This window comes from Pseudomonas sp. NY15354 (assembly GCF_048068075.1).
Lineage (GTDB): Bacteria > Pseudomonadota > Gammaproteobacteria > Pseudomonadales > Pseudomonadaceae > Aquipseudomonas > Aquipseudomonas guariconensis_C.
Genome location: NZ_JBLUPV010000038.1, coordinates 1 through 22,741, shown reverse-complemented (window position 1 = coordinate 22,741; position 22,741 = coordinate 1). Strand labels below are relative to the sequence as shown.

18 protein-coding genes and 1 pseudogene are annotated in these 22,741 nt (G+C 63.6%); 9 read left to right on the top strand and 10 right to left on the bottom strand.

Annotated elements, in window-relative coordinates:
- Nucleotides 1-35 precede the first annotated feature (35 nt).
- A pseudogene (locus ACNFCH_RS23625) lies at nucleotides 36-1,001 on the bottom strand (HAMP domain-containing protein); the annotation flags it as partial.
- Between the two features lie 586 nt (nucleotides 1,002-1,587).
- On the opposite strand from ACNFCH_RS23625, the gene ACNFCH_RS23620 reads away from it, so the two are divergent.
- A complete protein-coding gene (locus tag ACNFCH_RS23620; RefSeq protein ID WP_416744116.1) occupies nucleotides 1,588-2,907 on the top strand; it encodes a Na+/H+ antiporter family protein in 1,320 nt (439 codons plus the stop codon).
- 125 nt (nucleotides 2,908-3,032) lie between these two features.
- Here ACNFCH_RS23620 and ACNFCH_RS23615 read toward each other — a convergent pair whose 3' ends face one another.
- The 3 genes from ACNFCH_RS23615 to ACNFCH_RS23605 form a co-directional block, all read right to left on the bottom strand.
- On the bottom strand, nucleotides 3,033-4,034 hold the full coding sequence (locus tag ACNFCH_RS23615; RefSeq protein ID WP_337158369.1) for a FecR family protein: 1,002 nt from the start codon (nucleotides 4,032-4,034) through the stop codon (nucleotides 3,033-3,035).
- Between the two features lie 150 nt (nucleotides 4,035-4,184).
- The gene (locus ACNFCH_RS23610; RefSeq protein WP_416744114.1) at nucleotides 4,185-5,954 is read right to left on the bottom strand and encodes an acyl-CoA dehydrogenase C-terminal domain-containing protein; all 1,770 of its coding nucleotides are present in this window, start codon (nucleotides 5,952-5,954) and stop codon (nucleotides 4,185-4,187) included.
- 19 nt (nucleotides 5,955-5,973) lie between these two features.
- A complete protein-coding gene (locus ACNFCH_RS23605) occupies nucleotides 5,974-7,596 on the bottom strand; it encodes an acyl-CoA synthetase (RefSeq protein ID WP_337158367.1) in 1,623 nt (540 codons plus the stop codon).
- A gap of 189 nt (nucleotides 7,597-7,785) precedes the next feature.
- Between ACNFCH_RS23605 and ACNFCH_RS23600 the strand changes: the two genes are divergently transcribed.
- The 6 genes from ACNFCH_RS23600 to ACNFCH_RS23575 all read left to right on the top strand — a co-directional run bounded on the left by ACNFCH_RS23600 (nucleotide 7,786) and on the right by ACNFCH_RS23575 (nucleotide 14,043).
- Nucleotides 7,786-9,183, top strand: a complete 1,398-nt coding sequence (locus ACNFCH_RS23600; protein ID WP_416744112.1) for a sensor histidine kinase — start codon at nucleotides 7,786-7,788, stop codon at nucleotides 9,181-9,183.
- 12 nt (nucleotides 9,184-9,195) lie between these two features.
- Nucleotides 9,196-9,828, top strand: a complete 633-nt coding sequence (locus ACNFCH_RS23595; protein WP_416744109.1) for a response regulator transcription factor — start codon at nucleotides 9,196-9,198, stop codon at nucleotides 9,826-9,828.
- 98 nt (nucleotides 9,829-9,926) lie between these two features.
- Nucleotides 9,927-10,400 (top strand): MarR family winged helix-turn-helix transcriptional regulator, encoded by a 474-nt coding sequence (locus ACNFCH_RS23590; protein ID WP_070091180.1) that lies wholly within the window; start codon nucleotides 9,927-9,929, stop codon nucleotides 10,398-10,400.
- A 28-nt stretch (nucleotides 10,401-10,428) separates the two neighbouring features.
- Complete coding sequence (locus tag ACNFCH_RS23585) at nucleotides 10,429-11,622, top strand: efflux RND transporter periplasmic adaptor subunit (RefSeq protein ID WP_337158364.1); 1,194 nt, start codon at nucleotides 10,429-10,431, stop codon at nucleotides 11,620-11,622.
- Nucleotides 11,619-13,154, top strand: coding sequence for a DHA2 family efflux MFS transporter permease subunit (locus ACNFCH_RS23580; RefSeq protein WP_416744107.1), 1,536 nt, complete (start codon nucleotides 11,619-11,621; stop codon nucleotides 13,152-13,154). The genes ACNFCH_RS23585 and ACNFCH_RS23580 overlap by 4 nt, the downstream gene beginning before the upstream one ends.
- A gap of 142 nt (nucleotides 13,155-13,296) precedes the next feature.
- Nucleotides 13,297-14,043 carry an SDR family oxidoreductase gene (locus tag ACNFCH_RS23575; RefSeq protein ID WP_416744105.1) on the top strand — a complete coding sequence of 249 codons (747 nt, stop codon included), beginning with the start codon at nucleotides 13,297-13,299 and terminating at the stop codon, nucleotides 14,041-14,043.
- A gap of 83 nt (nucleotides 14,044-14,126) precedes the next feature.
- On the opposite strand, the gene mapR is transcribed toward ACNFCH_RS23575, so the two are convergent.
- The 3 genes from mapR to ACNFCH_RS23560 form a co-directional block, all read right to left on the bottom strand.
- Entirely contained in the window at nucleotides 14,127-15,536 is a 1,410-nt protein-coding gene (gene mapR, locus ACNFCH_RS23570) for a GntR family transcriptional regulator MpaR (protein ID WP_416744103.1), read from the bottom strand.
- Between the two features lie 39 nt (nucleotides 15,537-15,575).
- Nucleotides 15,576-16,982: a cytochrome c oxidase accessory protein CcoG gene (gene ccoG / locus ACNFCH_RS23565; protein ID WP_337158360.1), complete on the bottom strand. Its 1,407-nt coding sequence runs from the start codon at nucleotides 16,980-16,982 to the stop codon at nucleotides 15,576-15,578.
- 119 nt (nucleotides 16,983-17,101) lie between these two features.
- A complete protein-coding gene (locus tag ACNFCH_RS23560; protein WP_070091232.1) occupies nucleotides 17,102-17,341 on the bottom strand; it encodes a DUF3203 family protein in 240 nt (79 codons plus the stop codon).
- A gap of 198 nt (nucleotides 17,342-17,539) precedes the next feature.
- On the opposite strand from ACNFCH_RS23560, the gene ACNFCH_RS23555 reads away from it, so the two are divergent.
- Complete coding sequence (locus ACNFCH_RS23555; RefSeq protein ID WP_337158359.1) at nucleotides 17,540-18,067, top strand: MgtC/SapB family protein; 528 nt, start codon at nucleotides 17,540-17,542, stop codon at nucleotides 18,065-18,067.
- A gap of 538 nt (nucleotides 18,068-18,605) precedes the next feature.
- Here the strand turns inward: ACNFCH_RS23555 and ACNFCH_RS23550 are convergent.
- From ACNFCH_RS23550 to ACNFCH_RS23540, 3 genes are read right to left on the bottom strand one after another with little or no spacing between them, the layout of a single operon-like run.
- A complete protein-coding gene (locus ACNFCH_RS23550) occupies nucleotides 18,606-19,505 on the bottom strand; it encodes a hydroxymethylglutaryl-CoA lyase (protein WP_337158358.1) in 900 nt (299 codons plus the stop codon).
- A 20-nt stretch (nucleotides 19,506-19,525) separates the two neighbouring features.
- Nucleotides 19,526-19,930 (bottom strand): MerR family transcriptional regulator, encoded by a 405-nt coding sequence (locus ACNFCH_RS23545; RefSeq protein ID WP_196165070.1) that lies wholly within the window; start codon nucleotides 19,928-19,930, stop codon nucleotides 19,526-19,528.
- A 54-nt stretch (nucleotides 19,931-19,984) separates the two neighbouring features.
- A complete protein-coding gene (locus tag ACNFCH_RS23540) occupies nucleotides 19,985-20,881 on the bottom strand; it encodes a helix-turn-helix domain-containing protein (RefSeq protein ID WP_337158357.1) in 897 nt (298 codons plus the stop codon).
- Between the two features lie 169 nt (nucleotides 20,882-21,050).
- On the opposite strand from ACNFCH_RS23540, the gene pobA reads away from it, so the two are divergent.
- Nucleotides 21,051-22,238, top strand: coding sequence for a 4-hydroxybenzoate 3-monooxygenase (pobA, locus tag ACNFCH_RS23535; protein WP_416744099.1), 1,188 nt, complete (start codon nucleotides 21,051-21,053; stop codon nucleotides 22,236-22,238).
- Nucleotides 22,239-22,741: the final 503 nt, after the last annotated feature.

Here is a 22,741-nt window from a genome sequence, read left to right as displayed (position 1 = left end):
GTTTTCACGTCGGCAATGGTCGGTTGCAGTTTGTCGAGGAAGCGATTGAACCAGCCGGCCAGCTCGCCCAGTTCATCGCGCTTGTCGTAGGTCAGGCGACGTGTCAGGTCGCCTTCACCGCTGGCGATGTCCTTGAGCATGGCAGCCACGCCCAGGATCGGCCGGGTGACACCGCGGGCCATCAGCCACACCAGCAACAGGCCGGCAATCGCCACGGCCAGCCCCAGGCCCAGTTCCAGCAGCGTGCCACTGGTGTTGAGGGTGTCGAGCTCTTGCTTGAGCGCTTCGGCCGGGCCTGTCAGGGCGCTTTCCGGTACATCGAGCAGTACGCCCCACGGTTTGCCGCCAGGGATCGGCTCGAAGGCGGCCAACACTTTCAGGCGTTGTTCGTTGCGCAGGATCTGCAGCTTGCCTTCGGGCAGCTTGCGCACCAGGTCCGCACCTTGGGCGGTGTCGACCTGATCGAAGCGATGGGCCAGCTTGCTGGCATCGGCACTGTAGCCGGCCAGCAGGCCTGCGGGGCTGAGGATGCCGACGGTGGTGCGACCTTCATAGAGGTTGCGGCTGGCGTCCTGGCTGAGGGCTTGCAGGCTGTTGAGGTTGATGTCGATGGACAGGGTCGCGATCACCTTGTCGGCGACGATCAGTGGGAACACGATGCTGGTCATCAGCACCTGCTGGCCTTCGATGGTGTAGAAGTACGGCTCGCTCACACAGACCTTGCCGGTGCTGCGCGGGCACACCCACCAGGTATTGTTCGGTTCGCCACTGGGGCCGATCTCGGTGTTGGCCATGTCTTGCTCGGGCAGGGCCATGGAGGTCAGCTGGCCGGCACGCGGTTGTGACCAGTACAGGGCGAAACGACCGGTTTCGTTGCTGCCCAGCTCGGCCTGGCCGGTGAACAGTTTGTCCTTGCCATCGAGGGCGTCGTGTTCGAACACCAGCGACAGGCCCAGCAGGTCGGGGTTGGCCTGGAGCGCGGCGCGCACCTGACGGGTCATGTCCTCGCGCAGGTCATAGGCGTCCAGAAAACGCTTTTCGGCCTGTTCGCGCAGGAACAGCACCTGGCGGGCAAAGCCTGCGCCGTACTGGTAGGCGTCCATGAACTGGCGGCGGATGTTCAAGGCCTGGACCTCGCCTTGCGACTCGATGCGCGCCTGGGCCGACTCGGTGAGCATCTGCATGCTGCTGGCCTTGACCAGGTCAGAGCTGTGGTCCATGCGGTACAGCGAAAGGCCGATCAGCACGGTGACGATGGTCGCCAGGCAAAGGCCGGCCAGCAGGGTGATCTTCCACTGGATGGAGAGTTGTCGCAGAGGCATTTGGGGTGAATCCCTTGTGATAAATCGGGGGGCTGCCTTCTGTGTCGGCGTCGGGAAAGCTTTCTTTATTCAAGCGTTCAATAAAAAAGTCGTATTGCCCGAGGCGTTTGTCGTAGGTCGCGACCTTGAGCGCTTTGACAAGCGCCTGGGCGTGCTTCAGAGTGTGCGCCCTTCATAACAATATCCCCTGGCCCGGCCACTGCCTGCAGGCAGCCTGTCGCCGGCGCGCTCGCTTTTTGTCTGTCGTAACGAGGTAATCCACACAATGAATGCTGTCATTGCCGCGGTCGGTATCATGCTGATCCTGAGCCTGTCCCGCGTGCATGTGGTCATCGCCCTGATCATCGGCGCCCTGACCGGTGGCCTGGTTGGCGGCCTGGGCACCGAAGGCACGCTCAAGGCCTTCAACAGTGGCCTGGGCGGCGGTGCCACGGTGGCGCTGTCCTACGCGCTGCTCGGCGCCTTCGCCGTGGCCATCGCCAAATCCGGCCTGGCCCACGCCCTGGCCGATCGCGCGCTGGCGATGGTCGACCGTCAGGGCCATGGCAACGCCAGTGGTCTCAAATGGCTGCTGATCGGCCTGATGCTGGTGGTGGCGATCTCGTCGCAGAACATCCTGCCCATCCATATCGCCTTCATCCCGCTGCTGGTGCCGCCGCTTTTGTACGTGCTGACACGCCTGCGCATCGACCGCCGGTTGATCGCCTGCGTGATCACCTTCGGCCTGATCACCCCGTACATGTTCCTGCCGGTGGGCTTTGGCAACATCTTCCTCAACGAGATCCTGCTGGCCAACGTCAGCCGCGCGGGGGTGGATGTCAGTGGAGTCAATGTCACCCATGCCATGGCCATCCCGGCCGCCGGCATGCTGGCCGGGTTGTTGCTGGCCGTGTGCTTCAGCTACCGCAAGAAGCGCGACTATGACCTTGGGCGCATCGAGGAGGTCGAGCAGGTCAGCGTCAGTTACAACCCCTTGACCCTGCTGGTAGCAGGTGCGGCCATCGCGGCGGCCTTCATCATCCAGCTGTGGCTGGACTCGATGATCATCGGGGCGATGGTGGGCTTTTTGATTTTCTCGCTGTCGGGCATCGTGCGCTGGAAGGACACCGACGATCTGTTCACCGAGGGCATGAAGATGATGGCCATGATTGGCTTCATCATGATTGCCGCTTCGGGCTTTGCCGAGGTGATGAAGGCCACCGGTGAAGTGAAGAGCCTGGTGGAGACCTCGGCGCAGTGGATCGATCACAGCAAGGGCATCGGCGCCTTGCTCATGCTGTTGGTAGGGCTGCTGGTGACCATGGGCATCGGCTCGTCGTTCTCTACGGTGCCGATCCTGGCGGCGATCTTCGTGCCGCTGTGCGTACAGCTGGGCTTCGATCCCGTCGCCACGGTGTGCATCGTCGGCACCGCTGGTGCACTGGGCGATGCCGGCTCACCCGCGTCGGACTCGACCTTGGGCCCGACCTCGGGGCTCAATGTGGATGGCCAGCATCACCATATCTGGGACACGGTGGTGCCGACCTTCATTCATTACAACCTGCCGTTGCTGGCCTTTGGCTGGCTGGCGGCGATGGTGCTCTGAAAGACCGGGGCTGCTGTGCAGCCCATCGTGGCTTGGGGCCGGCGGGGTCCCTGGGGGAGCGGGTTTACCCGCGAAGGGCGGCGCAGCAGCCCCCTGTAATGTCTGGCGGCTCGCCGTGCCCGTTATCAGCCGCGTCCGGGCGGTGGGGAAATACGGTTGAGGACGGTGCTGCCGTCCTTGCTGCGGGTGAGGTAGATCGGCAGTACCTTGGGCAGGTTGTCCACCAACTGCTCCACATCATGGGTGCTGTATACGCCGCTGACGCGGATCGCGCCGGTGCTGTCGTCTGCCAGTTGCAGGGGTTTGTCCAGATAACGGTTGATCACCGGTAGGGCCTGGGCGAGGCTCAGGTTGTCCAGGACCAGCTTGCCGTTACGCCAGGCCAGGCTGTTGCCCGAGTCGTCAGTTTCGGCCAGCGCCGGCTCGAAGTCGCCGGCCCGGTAGCTGGCCTGCATGCCAGGGCCGAGTCGATAGCCACCACCTTTGCCGTTGCTGCTGACCAGCACCGAACCCTCCACCAGGGTCACCTTGACCTGATCTTCATACTTCCAGACGTTGAATTGAGTTCCGGTGACCCGGGTCTGACCCGCGCCGGCGCGAACGATGAACGGATGGCTGGTGTCGTGCTTGACCTTGAAGAACGCCTCGCCCTCGAGCAGCGTGACCTGGCGTTGGTCCTTGTAGTTCAGGTAGCGCAGTTCGCTGTGCAGGTTGAGCTCGACCACGCTGCCGTCGCTGAGGGTGACCTGACGCATCTGGTCGGTGCTTTGAACATGCTGGTAGTGATTGGGCAGCCAGCCTTGTTCCCAGCCGACCCAGCCTGCCAAGGGCAGGGCCAGCAGGACGATTGCCGCCGCCGAGGCCAGCGGGCGCCAGTTGCGGGAGGGAGGTGCCCGGCGGGCGTCGGGATTGAAGTCGACCACCGTGGCAGTGCGTGGCAACAGCTCGGCGGTATCCCATATCTCCAGCATCGCCTGGTATTCCTCCAGGTGCCGTGGGTCAGCCGCCAGCCATCGATTGAACGCCTCGCGCTCGGCCTGCGTGCAGTCTTCGGCATGCAAGCGCATGCACCAGTGCGCGGCGGCATCGGCAAGGGCATCGTCTGGGTTGAAGCGGTCGTGGTTCATTGCGGCTCCCGGTTTTGCGGCATTCTACCCTCGACAGGGGGTGGTCGAGAACCGAGGTAATGGCGAATGACTATCAGTTGTCAGGTTTTTTTGTCCGTATCCGCTGATGTGCCGCCCAGCAAAGCGGGGGCGCAGGGCGCCCCGGCTGGGTCAGAACTGCTCGGGGGTCATGCCGTACAGGCTTGCGCTGCCGGCCTTGATGCTGGCTTCCAGGGCCAGGGTGCGGGGTAGCAGGCGCTGGAAGAAGAACTGCGCACAGGACAGCTTGGCCCCATGGAAGGCGGGGTCCTGTTCGGTGTTGCGCAGGGACACGGCGGCCATGCGCGCCCACATGTAGGCGTAGGCGGTGAGGCCGAACAGGTGCAGGTATTCCACGGCGCTGGCACTGACCAGGTTGGCATCATCGGGCGCTTGGGCGCGCAGCCATTGGCTGGTGCGCTCCAGGCGTGCCAAGGCATCCTGCAAGGCCTCCCGGTGCACAGGCGCATCGACGCAGAACGCGCGCACCTCGGTCGCGAAACCTGACAGTGCCTGGCCACCATCGGCCAGCACCTTGCGCCCGAGCAGGTCCAAAGCCTGGATGCCGTTGGTACCTTCGTAGATCTGCGCGATGCGCACATCCCGCACGCGTTGCTCCTGGCCCCATTCGCGGATATAGCCATGGCCGCCGAAGACCTGCTGGCCCAACACGCAGCTTTCCAGGCCGTTATCGGTGAAAAATGCCTTGGCCACGGGGGTCAGGAGCGCCACCAGGCGCAAGGCCCTTTCGCGCTCACCGGCATCCTCGGCGTAGCGGGACAGATCCAGCTGCTGCCCCACATAGGTGGCAAAGGCCCGTCCACCTTCGGTAAGGGCGCGCATGGTCAGCAGCATGCGGCGTACATCGCCGTGATGGATGATTGGGTCGGCGATCTTGTCCTTGGCCTGCGGGCCGCTGGCCGCACGGCTTTGCAGACGTTCATTGGCATAGCGCGCGGCGCTCTGGTACGAGGCTTCGGCGCACCCGATACCCTGGATGCCGATGGACAGGCGCTCGTAGTTCATCATCGTGAACATCGCCGCCAAGCCCTTGTTGGGCTCGCCGACCAGATAGCCGGTGGCGCCGTCGAAGTTCATCACGCAGGTCGCCGAAGCCTTGATGCCCATCTTGTGTTCGATCGAGCCGCACTGCACGGCATTGCGCGCACCGAGCGAGCCGTCCGCGTTGAGCAGGAATTTGGGGACCAGCAACAGCGAGATGCCCTTGGGTCCCGCCGGAGCATCCGGCAGCCTGGCCAGAACCAGGTGGATGATGTTTTCGGTCAGATCCTGCTCGCCGCCGGTGATGAAGATCTTGCTGCCGCTGACCTGGTAGGTGCCGTCGGTCTGGGGTTCGGCGCGGGTGCGGATCAGCCCCAGGTCGGTCCCGGCGTGGGGCTCGGTCAGGCACATGCTGCCGGCCCATAGGCCGCTGTACAGCGGCGGCAGGTAGGTGGCCTTGAGGTCGTCGCTGGCGTGGGCGTCGATCGCCAGGCAACTGCCGGCGCTCAGTGCCGAGTACAGGCTGAAACTGCAGTCGGCGGCATAGAGCATCTCTTCGAACAGCACGGCGAGCATCTTCGGCATGCCCATGCCGCCGTGTTCAGGATTGCCGCCCAGGCCGACCCAGCCGCCTTCGCGGTAGGTCTGCCAGGCCTGGCGGAAGCCGTCGGGGGTGGTGACTTGGCCATCGTCGAAGCGCACGCCTTGTTCATCGCCGTTACGGCTGAGCGGGGCGATCAACTGGCCGGTGATCTTTGCCGCTTCTTCGAGGATGGCGTCGGCGGTGTCGGCATCGACACGCTCGGCCAGCGCGGGCAGCCGTGCCCACAGGGCCGGGGCGTCGAACACCTCGTGCAGGACGAAGCGCATGTCGCGCAAGGGCGCATTGTAATCAGTCATGTCGGGGCTCGTGTGAGGGTCAGAGGGCCTTGGCTTGGTCGCGCAGGACGTATTTCTGGATCTTGCCGGTGGAGGTCTTCGGCAATTCGCCGAATATCACGGTCTTGGGCACCTTGAAGCCGGCCAGGTGCTCGCGGCACCACTGGATGATGTCCGCCTCGCGGGTACTGCCTTGCCCTGGCTTGAGGGCCACGAACGCGCAGGGTGTTTCGCCCCATTTTTCATCCGGGCGGGCCACCACGGCGGCTTCGAGCACAGCCGGGTGCTTGTAGAGGGTGTCTTCGACTTCGATGGTGGAGATGTTCTCGCCGCCGGAGATGATGATGTCCTTGAGCCGGTCTTTGATCTCGACATAGCCGTCGGCATGCCAGACGGCCAGATCGCCGGTGTGGAACCAACCGCCACGGAAGGCCTCGGCGGTGGCCTCGGGGTTTTTCAGGTAACCCTTCATCACGGTATTGCCGCGCATGAAGATCTCGCCCAGGGTCGTGCCGTCCTGTGGCACCGGTTGCAGGGTCTGGGGATCGGCCACCATCAGCCCATCCAGGGTCGGATAACGCACGCCTTGGCGGGATTTGATCCGCGCGCGCTGCTCCAGCGGCTGTTCATCCCACTCGGCGTGCCAGGCGCAGACGGTGACCGGGCCGTAGACCTCGGTCAGGCCATAGGTATGGGTGACGCGGATACCCATCTCTTCGACCGCACCGATCACCTTGGCCGGTGGCGCGGCGCCCGCGACCATGGCCTGCACCGGATGGCCAATGGCAGCTTTGTCGGTGTCGGGCACGTTCACCAGGGCATTGAGCACGATGGGCGCACCGCACAGGTGGCTGACGCGGTGCTCGCGGATCAGGGTGAGGATCTTCTGCGGGTCGACCCGGCGCAGGAACACATGGGTACCCGCCAGCGCGGTGACGGTCCAGGGGTAGCACCAGCCGTTGCAGTGGAACATTGGCAGTGTCCACAGGTATACCGGATGCTGGCCCATCGACCAGGTCATCTGGTTGCCCAGCGCATTGAGGTAGGCGCCGCGGTGGTGATACACCACGCCTTTGGGATTGCCGGTGGTGCCGGAGGTGTAGTTCAGGGAAATCGCCTGCCATTCGTCATCGGGCCACTCCCAGGCGAACGCCGGGTCGCCCTCGGCCAGCAGGGCCTCGTAGTCCAGGTCGCTGACGGCGCGGCCCTCGCCATACTCGGGGTCGTCCACATCCACCACCAGCGGCGGATGTTCGAGCAGGGCCAGCGCGCCTTCGATCACATGGTGGAACTCGCGATCGGTGATGAGCACCTTGGCTTCGCCATGCTGCAGCATGAAGGCGATGGCTTCGGCGTCCAGGCGCACGTTGAGGGTATTGAGCACCGCACCGATCATCGGCACGGCAAAATGTGCTTCGAGCATCGCCGGAATGTTCGGCAACATCACGGCAACGGTATCGCCCCGGCCAATGCCGCGCCCGGCCAAGGCACTGGCCAGGCGCCGGCAGCGCTCGTAGGTCTGCGCCCAGTCACGGCGGATGGCACCATGAATCACCGCCGGATAGCGGCCATACACCGCGGCGGTTCGCTCGATGAAGCTCAAGGGGGTGAGGGCGACATGATTGACGGCAGTGGGCATCAGGCCCTGGGAATAGATCGACATGCGGTGTTCCTGTAAGGAGGCAGACGCAGCCTGTGCGCATGGCCCCCGGTGGCTGATTGTTAGCTCTGATCAGGGAAGGGGAGCCGCCGATGGCTGCTGCCCCTGTCGCATTTTTACGCGAACCGCTATGGTAGCTGGAAGATCGACTATAGCAATATAGTAAAACTACTATAAAAAGAGCCCTTACCGGTGGACAAGACCTTATCGCCCTTGCTGGCCAAGGACCCGCAACCCAGCTTGTTGCTGGCCCCCGATGCACGCCCGTTGGCGTTCAACGCCGCGTTCCAGGCGCTGTTCGGCGAAAACACACTGGCGTTGCCCACCAACGCGGCGGCGCTGGTGCGGGCCTGTTTGCGCCAACGGCGGGCCATCGCCGAGGTGGAAGCCGAGGTAGGGGAGCGCATCTTGCTCTGGACGTTCATTCCCGATGACAACGGCCAGCAAGTGCTGGCCCGCTGCCGCGACGCCAGCGATGAACGTCGCGAGGCGCGTGAGGCCAGCCGTGCCCGGCGCCTGTATCGGCTGATCACCGAAAACACCACCGACTTGATTTCCCGGCACAGCCCGGACGGGCGTTTTCTCGATGCCACGCCGGCGGCCTTCCGGTTGCTTGGCCTATGGCCGGAGCAACTGCGCGGCAGCGCCGTGCATGCCTTGCTGCACCCCAGCGAGCGGCGCCAGGTTTTGCTGCAGGCTGGTGCGGCACTGGAGGTGGAGGGGTATCACACCCTGACTTGTCGTGTGCGCCATGCCGATGGCCGCTACCGCTGGTTCGAGATCGCCTGCCGGGCGATTCGCGAGACCTATACCGGAGCGGTGGTGGAAATCGTCGCCGTCTCGCGCGACATCACGTTGCGCATCGAAGCCCAGGAGACTCTGGCCCACAGCGCCCGCGTCGCCACCCTGGGCGAACTCGCCTCGGGCATTGCCCATGAGATCAACCAGCCGCTGGCGGCTGTGCTCAACTACAGCAACGCCAGCCTGCGCTACCTGCACAATCTTGATCATGACCCCCAGGCCCGTGAGCGCATCGGTCAGGGCCTGCAGCGGATCAACGCCCAGGCAACCCATGCCGCGCAGGTGATTCGTCGCCTGCGGGCCTTCCTGCGCAAGGGGCCGCGCCACCTTCAGGCGTTGGAGATCGCCGACGTGGTGGGTGAGGCATTGCGTCTGTGCGCCTGGGAAGCCGGTCAGGCCCAGGTGCGCATCGAGCAGCGTCTGGGGCCGCAGTTGCCCAAGGTGTATGCCGATCGGGTGTTGCTCGAGCAGGTGCTGCTCAACCTGCTGCGCAATGCCATCGATGCCAACCGCGAGCAGCACGGCGCGCGGGCCTCGCGTATCCTGCTCACCGCCAAGGCCCTGGGCGACGGGCTGTTGGTGGAGGTCTGCGATCAGGGCCCGGGCGTGGCGGCCGAGCGCCTGGATGAGATCTTCACGCCGTTCACCACGACCAAGGCCGATGGCCTGGGCCTGGGGTTGAGCATGAGCCGGAGCATTGTCGAGGGTTTTGGCGGCAGTCTGCAGGCGCGACCGGGCGAGGCGGGTGGCTTGGTGCTGGGCTGCCGTCTGCCGGCGAACAACGGATAAGAAGAGGGGGCAGTGGTGCAAGCGAAGGTGTATGTGGTCGATGACGACCAGGGCATGCTCGACTCGACGGTCTGGCTGCTGGAGTCGGTGGGCCTGCGGGCGCTGCCGTTCACAAGTGGCCAGGCGTTTCTCGAGGTGTGCGACGACCGCGAGCCGGCCTGCGTGCTGCTGGACGTGCGCATGCCAGGCCTTGGCGGGCTGGCGGTGCAGGCGGCGTTGCGTGAGCGCGGGCTGGACATCCCGGTGATCTTCGTCAGCGGCCATGCCGATGTGCCCATCGTGGTCCGGGCCTTCAAGGCGGGGGCCTGCGATTTCATCGAAAAGCCCTACAACGACCAACTGCTGCTCGACAGCGTGCAGGCTGCCCTGGACCAGGTACGGCGCAGGCATCAGGACAGCGAAGCCTTGTCCACCGTGCAGGCGCGCATCGACGGGCTCACACCGCGTGAGCGCGACGTGTTCATCCCTCTGGTCCAAGGGCTGAGCAACCGCGAAGTCGCTGAACAGCTCGGCGTCAGTGTCAAGACCGTGGACCTGTATCGCGGGCGGGTGATGAAGCGCCTGCAGGCCGCGAGCCTCCCTGAATTGGTGGGCATGGCCATCGCCTGCGGGCAGGTCGCGGCGCTGGGGTTGCAGGAGCCCTGAGGGCTTCTGTACGAAAATTTACATAGCAGGCTATTTAAGGCTTTGACATTCACTGCCTAGGCAGTAATATTTTTAAACAATTGCCTGAGCAGCCAGCCATGTCCCACTACTCTCCGGAAAATTTCCAGGCCTGCACCATCGGCTTGCTGCTCGGCCGCGCCGCGCTCCTGAAGGACCGCATCCTCGATTCTCATCTCGAAGCCGACGGCGTCACTGCCGCGCAGTTCAAGGTGCTGATCATCGTCACACAGTACCAAGTGGATACACCGGCCGAACTGTGCCGCTACCTGGGCCTGGACAGTGGTTCGATGACCCGCATGCTCGATCGCCTCGAGCAGAAGGAACTGATCGTGCGCAACCGCTGCCCCGAAGACCGCCGCCAGGTGCGTCTTGCATTGACTGCCGAGGGCCAGCGCCTGGCTGACCGGCTGCCGGAGATCGGCGCGGCAGCGATGAACGAGTTGGTCGGGGTGCTGGCGCCTGAAGAACTCAAGGCCCTCGAAAGCCTGTTGGCCAAGGTGCTGATCAGCGCCGGCGACCCTCTGACGATCAGCCGCTTCGCCGATCGTTGATCCCTCACGACTCATCCAAGGTATTGTCATGGCCACTTCCGCTGACACCTCCACCCCAGCACCTGCGCCGGACAACACAGGCAAGCGCAAGGCCTGGCTGCTTGGCCTGCTGCTGGTGCTGGTGCTCGCCGGCGCCGCCGCCTGGGGTTGGTACACCCTGGTCGGGCGCTGGCATGAGAGCACCGACGACGCCTACGTCAATGGCAATGTGGTGGAAATCACGCCCCTGGTGACCGGTACTGTCACCAGCATCGGCGCCGACGATGGCGATCTGGTGCACGAAGGCCAGGTGCTGCTGCGGTTCGATCCGGCCGACAGCGAGGTTGCCTTGCAGGCCGCCGAGGCCAAGCTGGCGCGCACCGTGCGCCAGGTTCGGGGCCTTTACAGCAACGTCGATGCGCTCAAGGCCCAGTTGCAGACGCGCCAGGCCGAGCTGCAGAAAGCCCAGGACAACTACAACCGACGCAAGGTCCTGGCCGACAGCGGGGCGATCGCCGCTGAGGAAATCTCCCACGCTCGCGATGACCTGACCGTCGCCCAGAGCGCCCTGAACAGCGCCCGCCAGCAGCTCAACACCAGCACGGCGCTGGTCGACGACACCGTGGTTTCCTCGCACCCTGAGGTCATGGCTGCCGCCGCCGACCTGCGCCAGGCCTACCTCGACAATGCCCGCACCACCTTGGTGGCACCGGTCACCGGCTATGTGGCCAAGCGCACCGTGCAGTTGGGCCAGCGCCTGCAGCCGGGTGTGGCGACCATGGCGGTGATCCCGTTGGACCAGGTGTGGATCGATGCCAACTTCAAGGAAACCCAGCTGCGCGACATGCGCATCGGCCAACCGGTGGAGATCTCCGCCGACCTCTATGGCAGCGACGTCAAGTACAGCGGCACCGTCGACAGCCTCGGTGCCGGCACCGGCAGCGCCTTTGCCCTGTTGCCGGCGCAGAACGCCACCGGCAACTGGATCAAGATCGTCCAGCGGGTACCGGTGCGTATCCATCTGAATCCCGAACAGCTCAAGGACCACCCGTTGCGCATTGGTCTGTCCACCGTGGTCGAGGTCGACCTGCACGACCAGAGCGGCCCGGCCCTGGCCCAGCAGCCGCCACAGCAGGCCAGCTACACCACCCAGGTGTATGACCGCCAACTGGTCGACGCCGACAACCTGATCGCCCGGCTGATCCACGAGAACAGCGCCACCGGCAAGACGGCCCAGCGATGAGCAACGACGCGCCCGCGCAGTTCACCCCGCCGAGCTTGCTGCTGACCACCATCGGCCTGTCGCTGGCGACTTTCATGCAGGTGCTCGACACCACCATCGCCAACGTGGCCCTGCCGACCATCTCCGGCAACCTGGGGGTGAGCTACGAGCAGGGCACTTGGGTGATCACCTCGTTCGCGGTGAGCAACGCCATCGCCTTGCCACTGACGGGCTGGCTGAGCCGGCGCTTCGGCGAGGTGAAGCTGTTCATCTGGGCCACCTTGCTGTTCGTGCTGGCCTCGTTCCTGTGTGGCGTGGCCCAGTCGATGCCGGAGCTGGTGGCCTTCCGGGTGTTGCAGGGCGTGGTCGCCGGGCCGTTGTACCCGATGACCCAGACCTTGCTGATCGCTGTGTACCCGCCCGCCAAAAGGGGAATGGCGCTGGCCTTGCTGGCCATGGTCACGGTGGTGGCGCCGATTGCCGGGCCGATCCTCGGCGGCTGGATCACCGACAGCTACAGCTGGCCCTGGATCTTCTTCATCAATGTGCCCATCGGCCTGTTCGCCGCGGCCGTGGTGCGCCAGCAAATGCGCACGCGACCGGTGGTCACCAGTCGGCAGCCGATGGACTATATCGGCCTGCTGACGCTGATCATCGGCGTGGGCGCGTTGCAGGTGGTCTTGGACAAAGGCAACGACCTGGATTGGTTCGAATCCTTGTTCATCGTCATCGGCAGCCTGATTTCGGTGGTATTCCTGGCGATCTTCATCATCTGGGAACTCACGGACCGTCATCCCGTGGTCAACCTGCGCTTGTTCGTGCACCGCAACTTCCGCGTCGGCACCCTGGTGATGGTGCTCGGCTATGCGGGGTTCTTTGGCATCAACCTGATCCTGCCTCAATGGCTGCAGACCCAGATGGGCTACACCGCGACCTGGGCGGGCTTGGCGGTGGCGCCGATCGGCCTGCTGCCGGTGATCCTGTCGCCGTTCGTGGGCAAGTATGCGCACCGGGTCGACCTGCGTTTGCTGGCGGGACTGGCGTTTTTGGCGATCGGTGCCAGCTGCTACATGCGCGCCGGGTTCACCAGCGAGGTGGATTTCCGGCATGTGGCGCTGGTGCAACTGTTCATGGGCATCGGCGTGGCGTTGTTCTTCATGCCGACCCTGAGCATCCTGCTGTCGGACCTGCCACCTCACCAAATTGCCGACGGCTCGGGGTTGGCAACCTTTCTGCGCACCCTCGGCGGCAGTTTCGCCGCGTCGCTCACCACCTGGATCTGGATCCGGCGCGCCGATCAGCATCATGCCTATCTAAGCGAGCACATCAGTCAGTACGATCCTTCCACCCAGCATATGCTGGAGCAGTTGGGCGGGGCCAACCCGCAGAGCTATGCGCAGCTGGAGCGCATCCTCAACGGCCAGGCCTACATGATGTCGACGGTGGAGTACTTCACCCTGATGGCCTGGGTGTTCGCGGGGTTGATCCTGCTGGTATGGCTGGCACGACCTCCGTTTACCGCCAAGGCGGGGCCTGCGTCGGCCGGACATTGATCGCCAGGGCGGGTTTCTGGGGGCGCGGGTTTACCTGGGAAAGGGCTGCGCAGCGCGTAACCCATGACATTCATGCGGGCATTCACAACCACGCGCTTTTCTTCTATTGTCGAACGCTCATTTCCAGGCAATTGGCAGATTCATGGAGAACGTCATCGTCATCACCGGTGCCAGCCGTGGCATCGGCGCCGCCACGGCATTGCTGGCGGCGCAGCAGGGTTATCGCATCTGCATCAACTACCATGCCGACGACCAGGCCGCCGAACAGGTGCTGGCCCAGGTGCGTGCGCTGGGGGCCCCGGCCATCGCCGTGCGGGCTGATGCCAGCGTCGAGGATGAAGTGGCGCAGCTGTTTCACCGCGTCGACCAGGAGCTTGGCCCGGTCACTGCGCTGGTCAACAACGCCGGCACCATCGGTCAGCAGAGTCGGGTAGAGGAAATGTCCGAGTTTCGCCTGCTCAAGGTGATGAAGACCAATGTGGTCGGCCCGATGCTGTGCGCCAAGCACGCATTGCTGCGCATGGCACGCCGCCATGGCGGGCAGGGCGGGGCGATCGTCAATGTGTCGTCGGTGGCGGCGCGGCTTGGCTCGCCGAACGAGTATGTCGACTACGCCGCCTCCAAGGGCGCGTTGGACACCTTCACCGTGGGCCTGGCCAAGGAAGTGGCGAGCGAGGGCGTGCGAGTCAATGGTGTACGGCCTGGCTACATCCACACAGGTTTCCATGCGTTGAGTGGCGACCCGGACCGGGTGTCCAAACTCGAACCGGGCTTGCCCATGGGGCGGGGCGGACGGCCGGAAGAAGTGGCCGAGGCGATTATGTGGTTGTTGTCGGACAAGGCGTCCTATTCGACCGGTAGTTTCATTGAGCTGGGCGGTGGGCGTTAGCGACCGGCAAAAAGCCGGTGCCATCCACCGCGGAGTCTGATTAGCAGGTGAGCCCGCTTGGGGTGCATTGCATGGCCGGGTAATCAGAACGATCTCACGATCCGCCCCAAGGTCTCCATGGCCTGTTCGGCACCCTCGTTCCAGGGGCTGCCGTAGTTCAGGCGGATGCAGTTACCAAAGCGCCGCGTGGGCGAGAAGATCGGCCCTGGGGCGATACTGATGCCCTGGGCCAGGGCCATGTGGAACAACTTGAGCGCATCCATCTGCTCCGGCAGTTCAAGCCACAGGAAGTAGCCCCCGCTGGGGTGGCTGACCCGGGTCTGCGCCGGGAAGTGCCGGGCGATGGCGGCCAGCATGCTCAACTGCTGGCCTTCCAGGGCGTAGCGCAGCTTGCGCAGGTGGCGATCGTAGCCGCCGTGTTGCAGATAGTCGGCGATGGCGGCCTGGGCGGGCATCGAGGCGCATAGCGAGGTCATCAGCTTGAGCCGCTCGATCTTCTGGGCAAAGCGCCCGGCCGCTACCCAGCCAATGCGATAGCCCGGTGCCAGGCTCTTGGCGAAGGAGCCGCAGTGCATCACCAGGCCGTCGGTGTCGAAGGCCTTGGCCGGCTTTGGGGCTTGCTGGGAATAGTAGAGCTCGGCGTAGACATCGTCCTCGATCAGCGGTACCTGGTGACGGCGCAACAGCGCCACCAGTTCCTGCTTCTTCGCCTCGGGCATGCTCGCGCCTACTGGGTTCTGGAAGTTGGTCATGCACCAGACGGCCTTGACCGGGTGTTTATCCAGGGTCTGCGCCAGTACCCCCAGGTCCATCCCTTCACGCGGATGCACTGGGATTTCCACGGCCTTGAGCTTCAGGCGTTCCAGCACCTGCAGGCAGGCATAGAAAGCCGGCGCTTCGATCGCCACCAGATCGCCAGGCTCGGTGACGGCCTGCAGACAGAGGTTCAGGGCCTCCAGGGCGCCATTGGTGATCAGCAGCTCCTCCATGGGCAGCATCAGCCCACCGACCATGTAGCGCAGGGCGATCTGCCTGCGCAGTTGCGGGTTGCCCGGCGACAGGTCGGTGACCACCATGCGCGGATCCATGGCTCGGCTGGCACTGGCCAGGGAGCGCGACAGGCGCTGCAAGGGGAACAGTTCCGGGCTGGGGAAGGCCGAGCCGAATGGCACGGTGTGGGGGTCTTTGATTGAGTCGAGGATGGAGAACACCAGTGCGCTGACATCCACCTGGGTCGACTCGCTGACAGGCGCCAAGGCCTGGGGCTCGCTGAACGGGCGAGGCGCGTGGGCATTGACGAAGTAGCCCGAGCGCGGCCGGGCCCGGATCAGCCCGCGACGCTCGAGCAGGTAGTAGGCCTGGAACACCGTAGACGGGCTGACGCCGTGGGTCTGGCTGGCGTAGCGCACCGAAGGTACGCGTTGGCCGGGCCCCAGCACGCCGGAGCGGATCAGTTCGGCAATGTCGTCGGCGAATCGTTCGTAGCGTTTCATCGTGGCTCGGCAGTCAGGGTGACAAGTCAGTGTAAGGGATCAACGGTTCAGAGGGGCGACGAAGCGGCTGTCGGCGCGGCTGTAGATCGTCGGCTCATCGCGGTCGCGGACTTCGAAAGTGATCTGCTGGGCGCTGCTGGTCGGGCGGTCGGCCAGCAAGGCCACGGACACCGGCAGCTCGCTCATCTCCCCGGCGGGGATGACGAAGGCGGTCTTGCCGTGCAGTGCGAAGCCCTCGGCATCCACCAGGCGCAGTTCGTAATGCTGGGGCTGCTGGGTCTTGTTGATGACCTTGAGCAGGTAGATGTTCTCGATCTGGCCTTGGGCATTCTCGCGGAACAGGCCGCGGTCCTTGATCACATCCAGCGACACCATCGGGCGCAGGTTCAGGGCCACCGCCAGGGCGCCGATCATCAGCAGCAGCGCGCTGGCGTAGCCCAGCAGGCGTGGGCGCAGCCAGTGGGTCTTGCCGCCTTGCAGGGTGTGCTCGGACTTGTAGCCGATCAGGCCACGGGCATAGCCCATCTTGTCCATCACGTTGTCGCAGGCATCGATGCAGGCGGCGCAGCCGATGCAGGCCATCTGCAGGCCGTCGCGGATGTCGATGCCGGTGGGGCACACCTGCACGCACAGGGTGCAGTCGATGCAGTCGCCCAAGCTTTGTGCGCGTGGGTCGCTGCCTTTCTTGCGTGGGCCACGCGACTCGCCGCGACGAGGATCGTAGGCCACCGCCAAGGTGTCCTTGTCGAACATCACGCTCTGAAAGCGTGCATAGGGGCACATGTGCATGCACACCGCTTCGCGCAGCCAGCCGGCGTTGAGGTAGGTGGCGGCAGTGAAGAACACCACCCAGAACAGCGCCACGCCGCCCAGTTGCAGGGTGAAGAGCGCTTCGGCGAGCGGCCGGATAGGTGTGAAGTAACCCACGAAGGTCAGCCCGGTGAGCACGCCGATGGCGAGCCACAGGCTGTGCTTGAGCGTACGACGCGCAACTTTCTCGACGCTCCAGGGGGCTGCGGCCAGCTTGATGCGCTGGTTGCGGTCGCCTTCGCTGACTTTCTCGCACCACATGAACAGCCAGGTCCATACGCTCTGCGGGCAGCTGTAGCCGCACCAGACGCGACCTGCGAACACCGTGATGGCAAACAGGCCGAAGGCGCAGATGATCAGCAGCGCCGAGAGCAGGATGAAGTCTTGGGGCCAGAAGGTGGCGCCGAAAATATGGAATTTGCTTTCAGCAAGATCCCACAGCACGGCCTGGCGACCGTTCCAGTCCAACCAGGCCGTGCCGAAGAACAGTACGAACAGCGCACCGGCAAAGCCAATGCGCAGGTTGCGGTACAGGCCGGTGAAGCTGCGGGTGTGGATGCCGCTGTCGCCTAGGCTTTTTCGTGGGCTGGCGGGTGCGGCAACGTCGATCACGCGGTACGGGATTCTATCGCTCATGGCTTGTGCTCTTGAGTCTCGATCAGGCCCTTTCACTATGGGGTGCGATCTGTTTTCAGCACAGACTCAGGTAGCACGATAAAAACCGTATCAGATGACCGTGGGGTACCGCGCAGGCCTTAGATTACGGAGCCTGGCGTACTTGCCTTCAGATGCCTGCGGCTATCCACCGCACCGGCCACGGTGAGCGCGTCGGCCTCGGCTTCGGTGATCGGCACGCGCTGGTTGGCGAGCAGGGCCACAGACATGCGCAGGTGTTCGTCGGTGACGATCTCGATGTCCGGCCCTTCGGCCTCAAGGCGCAGGTCTTCGCCGATCAACGTGCAGCGGCGGGTGCTTTCGTCGATTTCAACGGGCATGGCGATGTCCTCGTGGTTGGCGGTCATCAGTTGTGACCGCGGCAAACGAGCGGTTGCTGCATCGCTGCGCTCAGCGGATTCTGTGGCACTCCCGGCAAGCCCAACGGTCCATCCCTCTAAAGGTTCGAGCGCTGCTCCTGTGGGCGCGGCGTCATGTCCGATCAGCACGCACAGCGTTTCACGACTTGGAGGTCTGACATGCAACCCTGGTGGCACACGGTATGGCTGGCCATACAAGCCGAGTTCGCCGACATTGCCGACCTGCGCGAGGTCACGCAAATCCTGGTGCGTTTGTTGATGGCCGCGGTGTTGGGGGCGGTGCTAGGTTTCGAGCGCGAACACAAGGGCAAGTCCGCCGGTGTGCGCACGCACATGCTGGTCTGCCTGGGGGCGGCGCTGTTCGTCCTGGCGCCGAGCATGGCTGGCGCTGACGAGCAAGCGCTCAGCCGGGTAATCCAAGGGATCGTCGCGGGTATCGGTTTTCTGGGCGCCGGGACGATTCTCAAGGGGAACGGGCAAGAGACCAGTCATGTGAAAGGCCTGACCACCGCTGCCGGGCTATGGATGACCGCTGCCATCGGTACGGCTGCCGGCGTTGGGCGTGAGGCCACGGCTGTGATCAGCACGGTGCTGGCATTGCTGGTGCTGGGCAGCATGCCGTTGCTGGTGGAGAGACTCGAAGGCGAAGATGAGAGGAAGCAGGAGGAGGAGGGCAGGAAGCACTGAGGGGAGCCGAAGCTCCCCTCAAAGCGTTGTTGCCTGCTCTTTTTTTATTATTGGAGACTGGCGTGTTGTTGTTTTTGTCCGCCGTTGTCTCTGTACCGCGGGTGGCCCCCATTCGGGGCACAAGAGCAAACGTATTTTTTTGAGCGCTGACCTGCTTTCATCATTGCTGATCCGAGGCTGACTGCCGCTACCTTGCAGGTAGTTTTATTGTTCTGTGTCAGACCGCGAGGGCGAACCCTCTGAAAAGCATGTCTACTCCAAAAAAATCTGCTTGCTACGCCTCTGCCGTGTTGTTCTTGTTATGTCAGAGCCGTTACCTATTGTTTTTATTGGGTGTCACGTTTTTGTTCTTGTTATGCCAGAGATAAAGCAGATGCCGTGCCAACTTTTGAAACTCCTTTAAAATCAATGACTTGGTGATATGCGCGAAAAACCGGTCACCTGAAAATCTGTCGATTTGTTTCCCTGTTACCCGATTTTTTGCTGGCAAACGTGGGTGAGGTAACACTCACCCACACAAATGTGACACCCGTGTGACTCACTGGGCGCTACGCGCCCGTGCTACCCGCGACCCAGTGACGCGGCCCAGTACCGCGCTGATGCGCTGACCGGCGGCGATCAACCGCTCCAGATCGATCCCTGTATCAATGCCCAGGCCCTGCATCAAATACACCACGTCCTCGGTGGCGACGTTGCCGGTCGCGCCCTTGGCATAGGGGCAGCCGCCCAATCCCGCCACGGAGCTGTCGAAGACCCGGATGCCCTCGAGCAGGCTGGCATAGACATTGGCCAGGGCCTGGCCATAAGTGTCATGGAAATGCCCGGCCAGTTGCTCGCGTGGCACCTGGGCCGAGACCACCTCGAACAGCCGGCGCGTTTCGCCAGCGGTACCGGTACCGATGGTGTCGCCCAGGGAGACTTCATAGCAGCCCATGTCATGCAGGGCCCGGGCCACGGGCGCGACCTGTTCGGCGCTGACCTTGCCTTCGTATGGGCAGCCCAGCACGCACGACACATAACCGCGTACGCGCACGCCATGGCTGCGTGCCGCTTCCATGATCGGCTCGAAGCGCGTGAGGCTCTCGCTGATCGAGCAGTTGATGTTGCGCTGGGAGAACGCCTCCGAGGCTGCGGCGAATACCGCCACCTCTTTCACCCCGGCCGCCAGGGCGTCTTCGAAGCCGCGCAGGTTGGGCGCCAGGGCTGCGTAAGTCACCCCCGGGCGTTGCTGGATGGCGGCGAACACCTCGGCCGAGCCGGCCATCTGCGGTACCCATTTGGGCGAGACGAAGCTGCCCACCTCGATATAGGACAACCCGGCCTCGGTGAGCTCGTCCACCAGGCGCACTTTGTCGGCGACGCTGATGGGCTGGGCTTCGTTCTGCAGGCCGTCGCGCGGGCCGACTTCGACCAGGCGGACTTTCTCGGGCAATGACATGGCGGGGTTCCTGTGTCAGGTCAACGGTTGTTGTGATTGTGCTGATTGAGCGTGGCGGCCAGGGCTTGCTCGCAGCGCTCCTGGGCGGTGTCCAGCTCCAGGTGCATCTGCTGGATATCGAGCATCTGCTGTTCCAGCTGGGCGCGGCGCTCGGCGATCTTGCCCAGCATGCTGTTGAGCTGCTTGAGGTTGCCGCCGCTGGGGTCGTACAGCTCGATCAGCTCGCGGCATTCGGCCAGGGAGAAACCGATGCGCTTGCCACGCAAGATCAGCTTCAAGGTGACCTTGTCTCGCGCCGAATAGATACGCTCCAGGCCTCGACGCTCAGGGCTCAGCAGGCCCTGCTCCTCGTAGAAGCGAATCGCGCGGGTGGTGATGTCCAGCTCGCGGGACAGGTCGGAGATGCTGTAGGTCTGGCTGCTCATGCTTGGGCTCGGAAGAGGTGATAGCGCTAACCTAAAGGCTGCTTGACGTAAACGTCAAGCAGGTGCTGACGGCTCCTGGGATTGGGCTGATCGCCGGAAGCCATTTGGCGTCTGGCCGGACAGGCGCTTGAAGAACCGGGCGAAGTAGGTCGGGTCGGTGAAGCCCAGCCGGTCAGACAACTGGCCGATGCTCATGCGCGTGTATACCAGATTGCGCCGGGCTTCCAGCAATAGGCGCTGATGGATGACCTGCAGGGCGGTCTGCCCGGCCAAGTCCCGGCACAGTTGGTTGAGCCGCAGGCTGGAGATACCCAGCTTCGCCGCGAAGTCTTCGACCGACAGGTGCTCGCGGTAATGGAGTTCCACCAGGCGTAGGTAGCGGCTGAGCAGTTGCCGGTCGCGTTCATCTCGGTTGCGCGGGGCCTGGCCCAACTGCTGGCGGCGGCTGATCCACACCATCAGCGCGGTGAGCAGCGCCTGCAGCATGGCCGCTCGCCCTGGCGCGTGGTCCTGATATTCCTGCTGCAGGGTGTCGATCAGGCTGTGCAGACGAACGCGGTCCTTGCCCAGCGGGTAGCAGCCCACTGACATCAGCACCGACAGTGGCGCGCCCAGGCGCTGCTCAAGGTCCGCCACCAAGGCGGTACCGAAGGTCAGCACATGCCCTTGGATGTCGGCGCTGAACCGGAACCCATGCACGGTCAGCGGTGGGACCACCTGGATGACCGCTTCGCGGATTTCGCTGCGCTGGCCTTCTATCTGTACCTGCGCCCGGCCACGCTGCACATAGAGCAGTTGGAACAGCTCGGCATGGCGATGGGGTTTGATTTCCCAGTGGTGCAAGCGGCTGCGCGCGGGGATCGACTCGCAATGCAGCAAGTCGGTACCGGGCCAGGCCTGATTCTCGCCGTAGAGCTGGAACAGTGGCACCCCGGGAAGTCTGGTGGTCATGGCAATGTCTGTCCGTTAATCGAACGAAATTTTTAAAAGTGCAGGTATTGCATGGGATTTCACACTTTTTGCCAGGCTGCGGCCAGTAAAAATGCAGGTGCAAACCCAAATCAGCAGATGCCCGGGGACAGGTTGCACGCACCGGCATCGATAGCAAGAGACAACAACAATGAAGACTCAGGTTGCAATCATCGGGGCCGGTCCGTCCGGCTTGCTGCTTGGCCAGTTGCTGCACAAGGCCGGTATCGACACCGTGATCCTCGAACGCCAGACACCTGACTACGTGCTCGGGCGCATCCGCGCCGGCGTGCTCGAGCAGGGCACGGTCGATCTGTTGCGCGAGGCGGGTGTCGCCGAGCGCATGGACCGCGAAGGGTTGGTGCACGAGGGCGTCGAGCTGCTGGTCGGCGGTCGTCGCCAACGCCTGGACCTCAAGGCCCTCACCGGCGGCAAGACGGTCATGGTCTACGGCCAGACCGAAGTCACCCGCGACCTCATGCAGGCCCGCCAGGCCAGTGGCGCGCCGATCATCTACTCGGCCAGTGAGGTACAGGTGCATAGGCTGGATACCTCACAACCCTCTGTCACTTTCGAGAAGGACGGGCAACGCCAGCATCTGGAGTGCGACTACATTGCCGGATGCGATGGTTTCCATGGCGTGTCACGCCAGAGCATTCCCGCAGGTGTGCTCAAGCAATACGAACGGGTCTATCCGTTCGGCTGGCTGGGCCTTTTGGCCGATACGCCTCCGGTCAGCCACGAGCTGATCTATGCCCATCACGAGCGTGGCTTCGTGCTGTGCAGCCAGCGTTCCCACACCCGCAGCCGCTATTACCTGCAGGTGCCGCTGCAAGAGCGGGTGGAGGATTGGAGCGACCAGCGCTTCTGGGATGAGCTCAAGGCACGGCTGCCAGAAGATGTGGCCGCGCGCCTGGTCACCGGGGCGGCGTTGGAAAAAAGCATCGCACCGCTGCGCAGTCAGGTGGTCGAGCCCATGCAGTATGGCCGGCTGTTCTTGGTCGGTGATGCCGCGCACATCGTGCCGCCCACGGGAGCCAAGGGGCTGAACCTGGCGGCGTCGGATGTCAATTACCTGTACCGGATCCTGGTCAAGATCTACCGCGAGGGGCGTACCGACCTGCTGACCCAGTATTCGCCTCTGGCCTTGCGCCGGGTGTGGAAGGGCGAGCGGTTCAGTTGGTTCATGACCCAGTTGCTGCATGACTTTGGCGAGCACCACGATGACTGGGACCGCAAGATGCAGGAGGCCGACCGGGAGTATTTCCTCAGCTCACCGGCCGGGTTGGTGAACATTGCCGAGAATTATGTGGGGTTGCCGTTCGAGGCAGTGGAGTAGGGCGGTCGACTTCATTCTTGGGTAGAGCCGCGCTTGCAGAGCCAGCGCGGTCTTTTCCACACGTGAATCAAGGGTTGTAAGTTGGGAGTTTATTTGAAGTTTTATTCTTTTATCTGGGCGGGATTATTTGTATTCGAGATGTTGATTGTGACTTTGTCTGTGTGGGTTTTTTTACTGTTTTTCAAATATCTTGAAAGACAATTTAAATGAGTTGCATGGGAGTGGTGCGGCGATAACAATTGTGGCGTTTATTCTTAATTGATGGTCGATGTGCAAATGGACTTGATACACGAAGGTATGCCCCATTACGGCCGCACGAAAGAACGGCTAAAGGGCGTTAGCCAATGAGCGATTCCGAGTACTACACCGTGGCGCAATGCGTGAGCCGGTTGATCCCTGGCTTCGATGGCGTACGCACCCTTGAGGTGCCTGCCGACCTGCCGGGGGTGGTGATCTTCCTGCATGGGGTGAATGACCCGGGGGCATCGTATGAGGCGGTGGAG

Bases quoted from the DNA above. Each gene is read 5' to 3' on its own strand.
- ACNFCH_RS23620 (WP_416744116.1), top strand. From the start codon at position 1,588: ATGAATGCTGTCATTGCCGCGGTCGGTATCATGCTGATCCTGAGCCTG.
- ACNFCH_RS23615 (WP_337158369.1), bottom strand. From the start codon at position 4,034: ATGAACCACGACCGCTTCAACCCAGACGATGCCCTTGCCGATGCCGCC.
- ACNFCH_RS23610 (WP_416744114.1), bottom strand. From the start codon at position 5,954: ATGACTGATTACAATGCGCCCTTGCGCGACATGCGCTTCGTCCTGCAC.
- ACNFCH_RS23605 (WP_337158367.1), bottom strand. From the start codon at position 7,596: ATGTCGATCTATTCCCAGGGCCTGATGCCCACTGCCGTCAATCATGTC.
- ACNFCH_RS23590 (WP_070091180.1), top strand. From the start codon at position 9,927: ATGTCCCACTACTCTCCGGAAAATTTCCAGGCCTGCACCATCGGCTTG.
- ACNFCH_RS23585 (WP_337158364.1), top strand. From the start codon at position 10,429: ATGGCCACTTCCGCTGACACCTCCACCCCAGCACCTGCGCCGGACAAC.
- ACNFCH_RS23580 (WP_416744107.1), top strand. From the start codon at position 11,619: ATGAGCAACGACGCGCCCGCGCAGTTCACCCCGCCGAGCTTGCTGCTG.
- ACNFCH_RS23575 (WP_416744105.1), top strand. From the start codon at position 13,297: ATGGAGAACGTCATCGTCATCACCGGTGCCAGCCGTGGCATCGGCGCC.
- mapR (WP_416744103.1), bottom strand. From the start codon at position 15,536: ATGAAACGCTACGAACGATTCGCCGACGACATTGCCGAACTGATCCGC.
- ccoG (WP_337158360.1), bottom strand. From the start codon at position 16,982: ATGAGCGATAGAATCCCGTACCGCGTGATCGACGTTGCCGCACCCGCC.
- ACNFCH_RS23560 (WP_070091232.1), bottom strand. From the start codon at position 17,341: ATGCCCGTTGAAATCGACGAAAGCACCCGCCGCTGCACGTTGATCGGC.
- ACNFCH_RS23555 (WP_337158359.1), top strand. From the start codon at position 17,540: ATGCAACCCTGGTGGCACACGGTATGGCTGGCCATACAAGCCGAGTTC.
- ACNFCH_RS23550 (WP_337158358.1), bottom strand. From the start codon at position 19,505: ATGTCATTGCCCGAGAAAGTCCGCCTGGTCGAAGTCGGCCCGCGCGAC.
- ACNFCH_RS23545 (WP_196165070.1), bottom strand. From the start codon at position 19,930: ATGAGCAGCCAGACCTACAGCATCTCCGACCTGTCCCGCGAGCTGGAC.
- ACNFCH_RS23540 (WP_337158357.1), bottom strand. From the start codon at position 20,881: ATGACCACCAGACTTCCCGGGGTGCCACTGTTCCAGCTCTACGGCGAG.
- pobA (WP_416744099.1), top strand. From the start codon at position 21,051: ATGAAGACTCAGGTTGCAATCATCGGGGCCGGTCCGTCCGGCTTGCTG.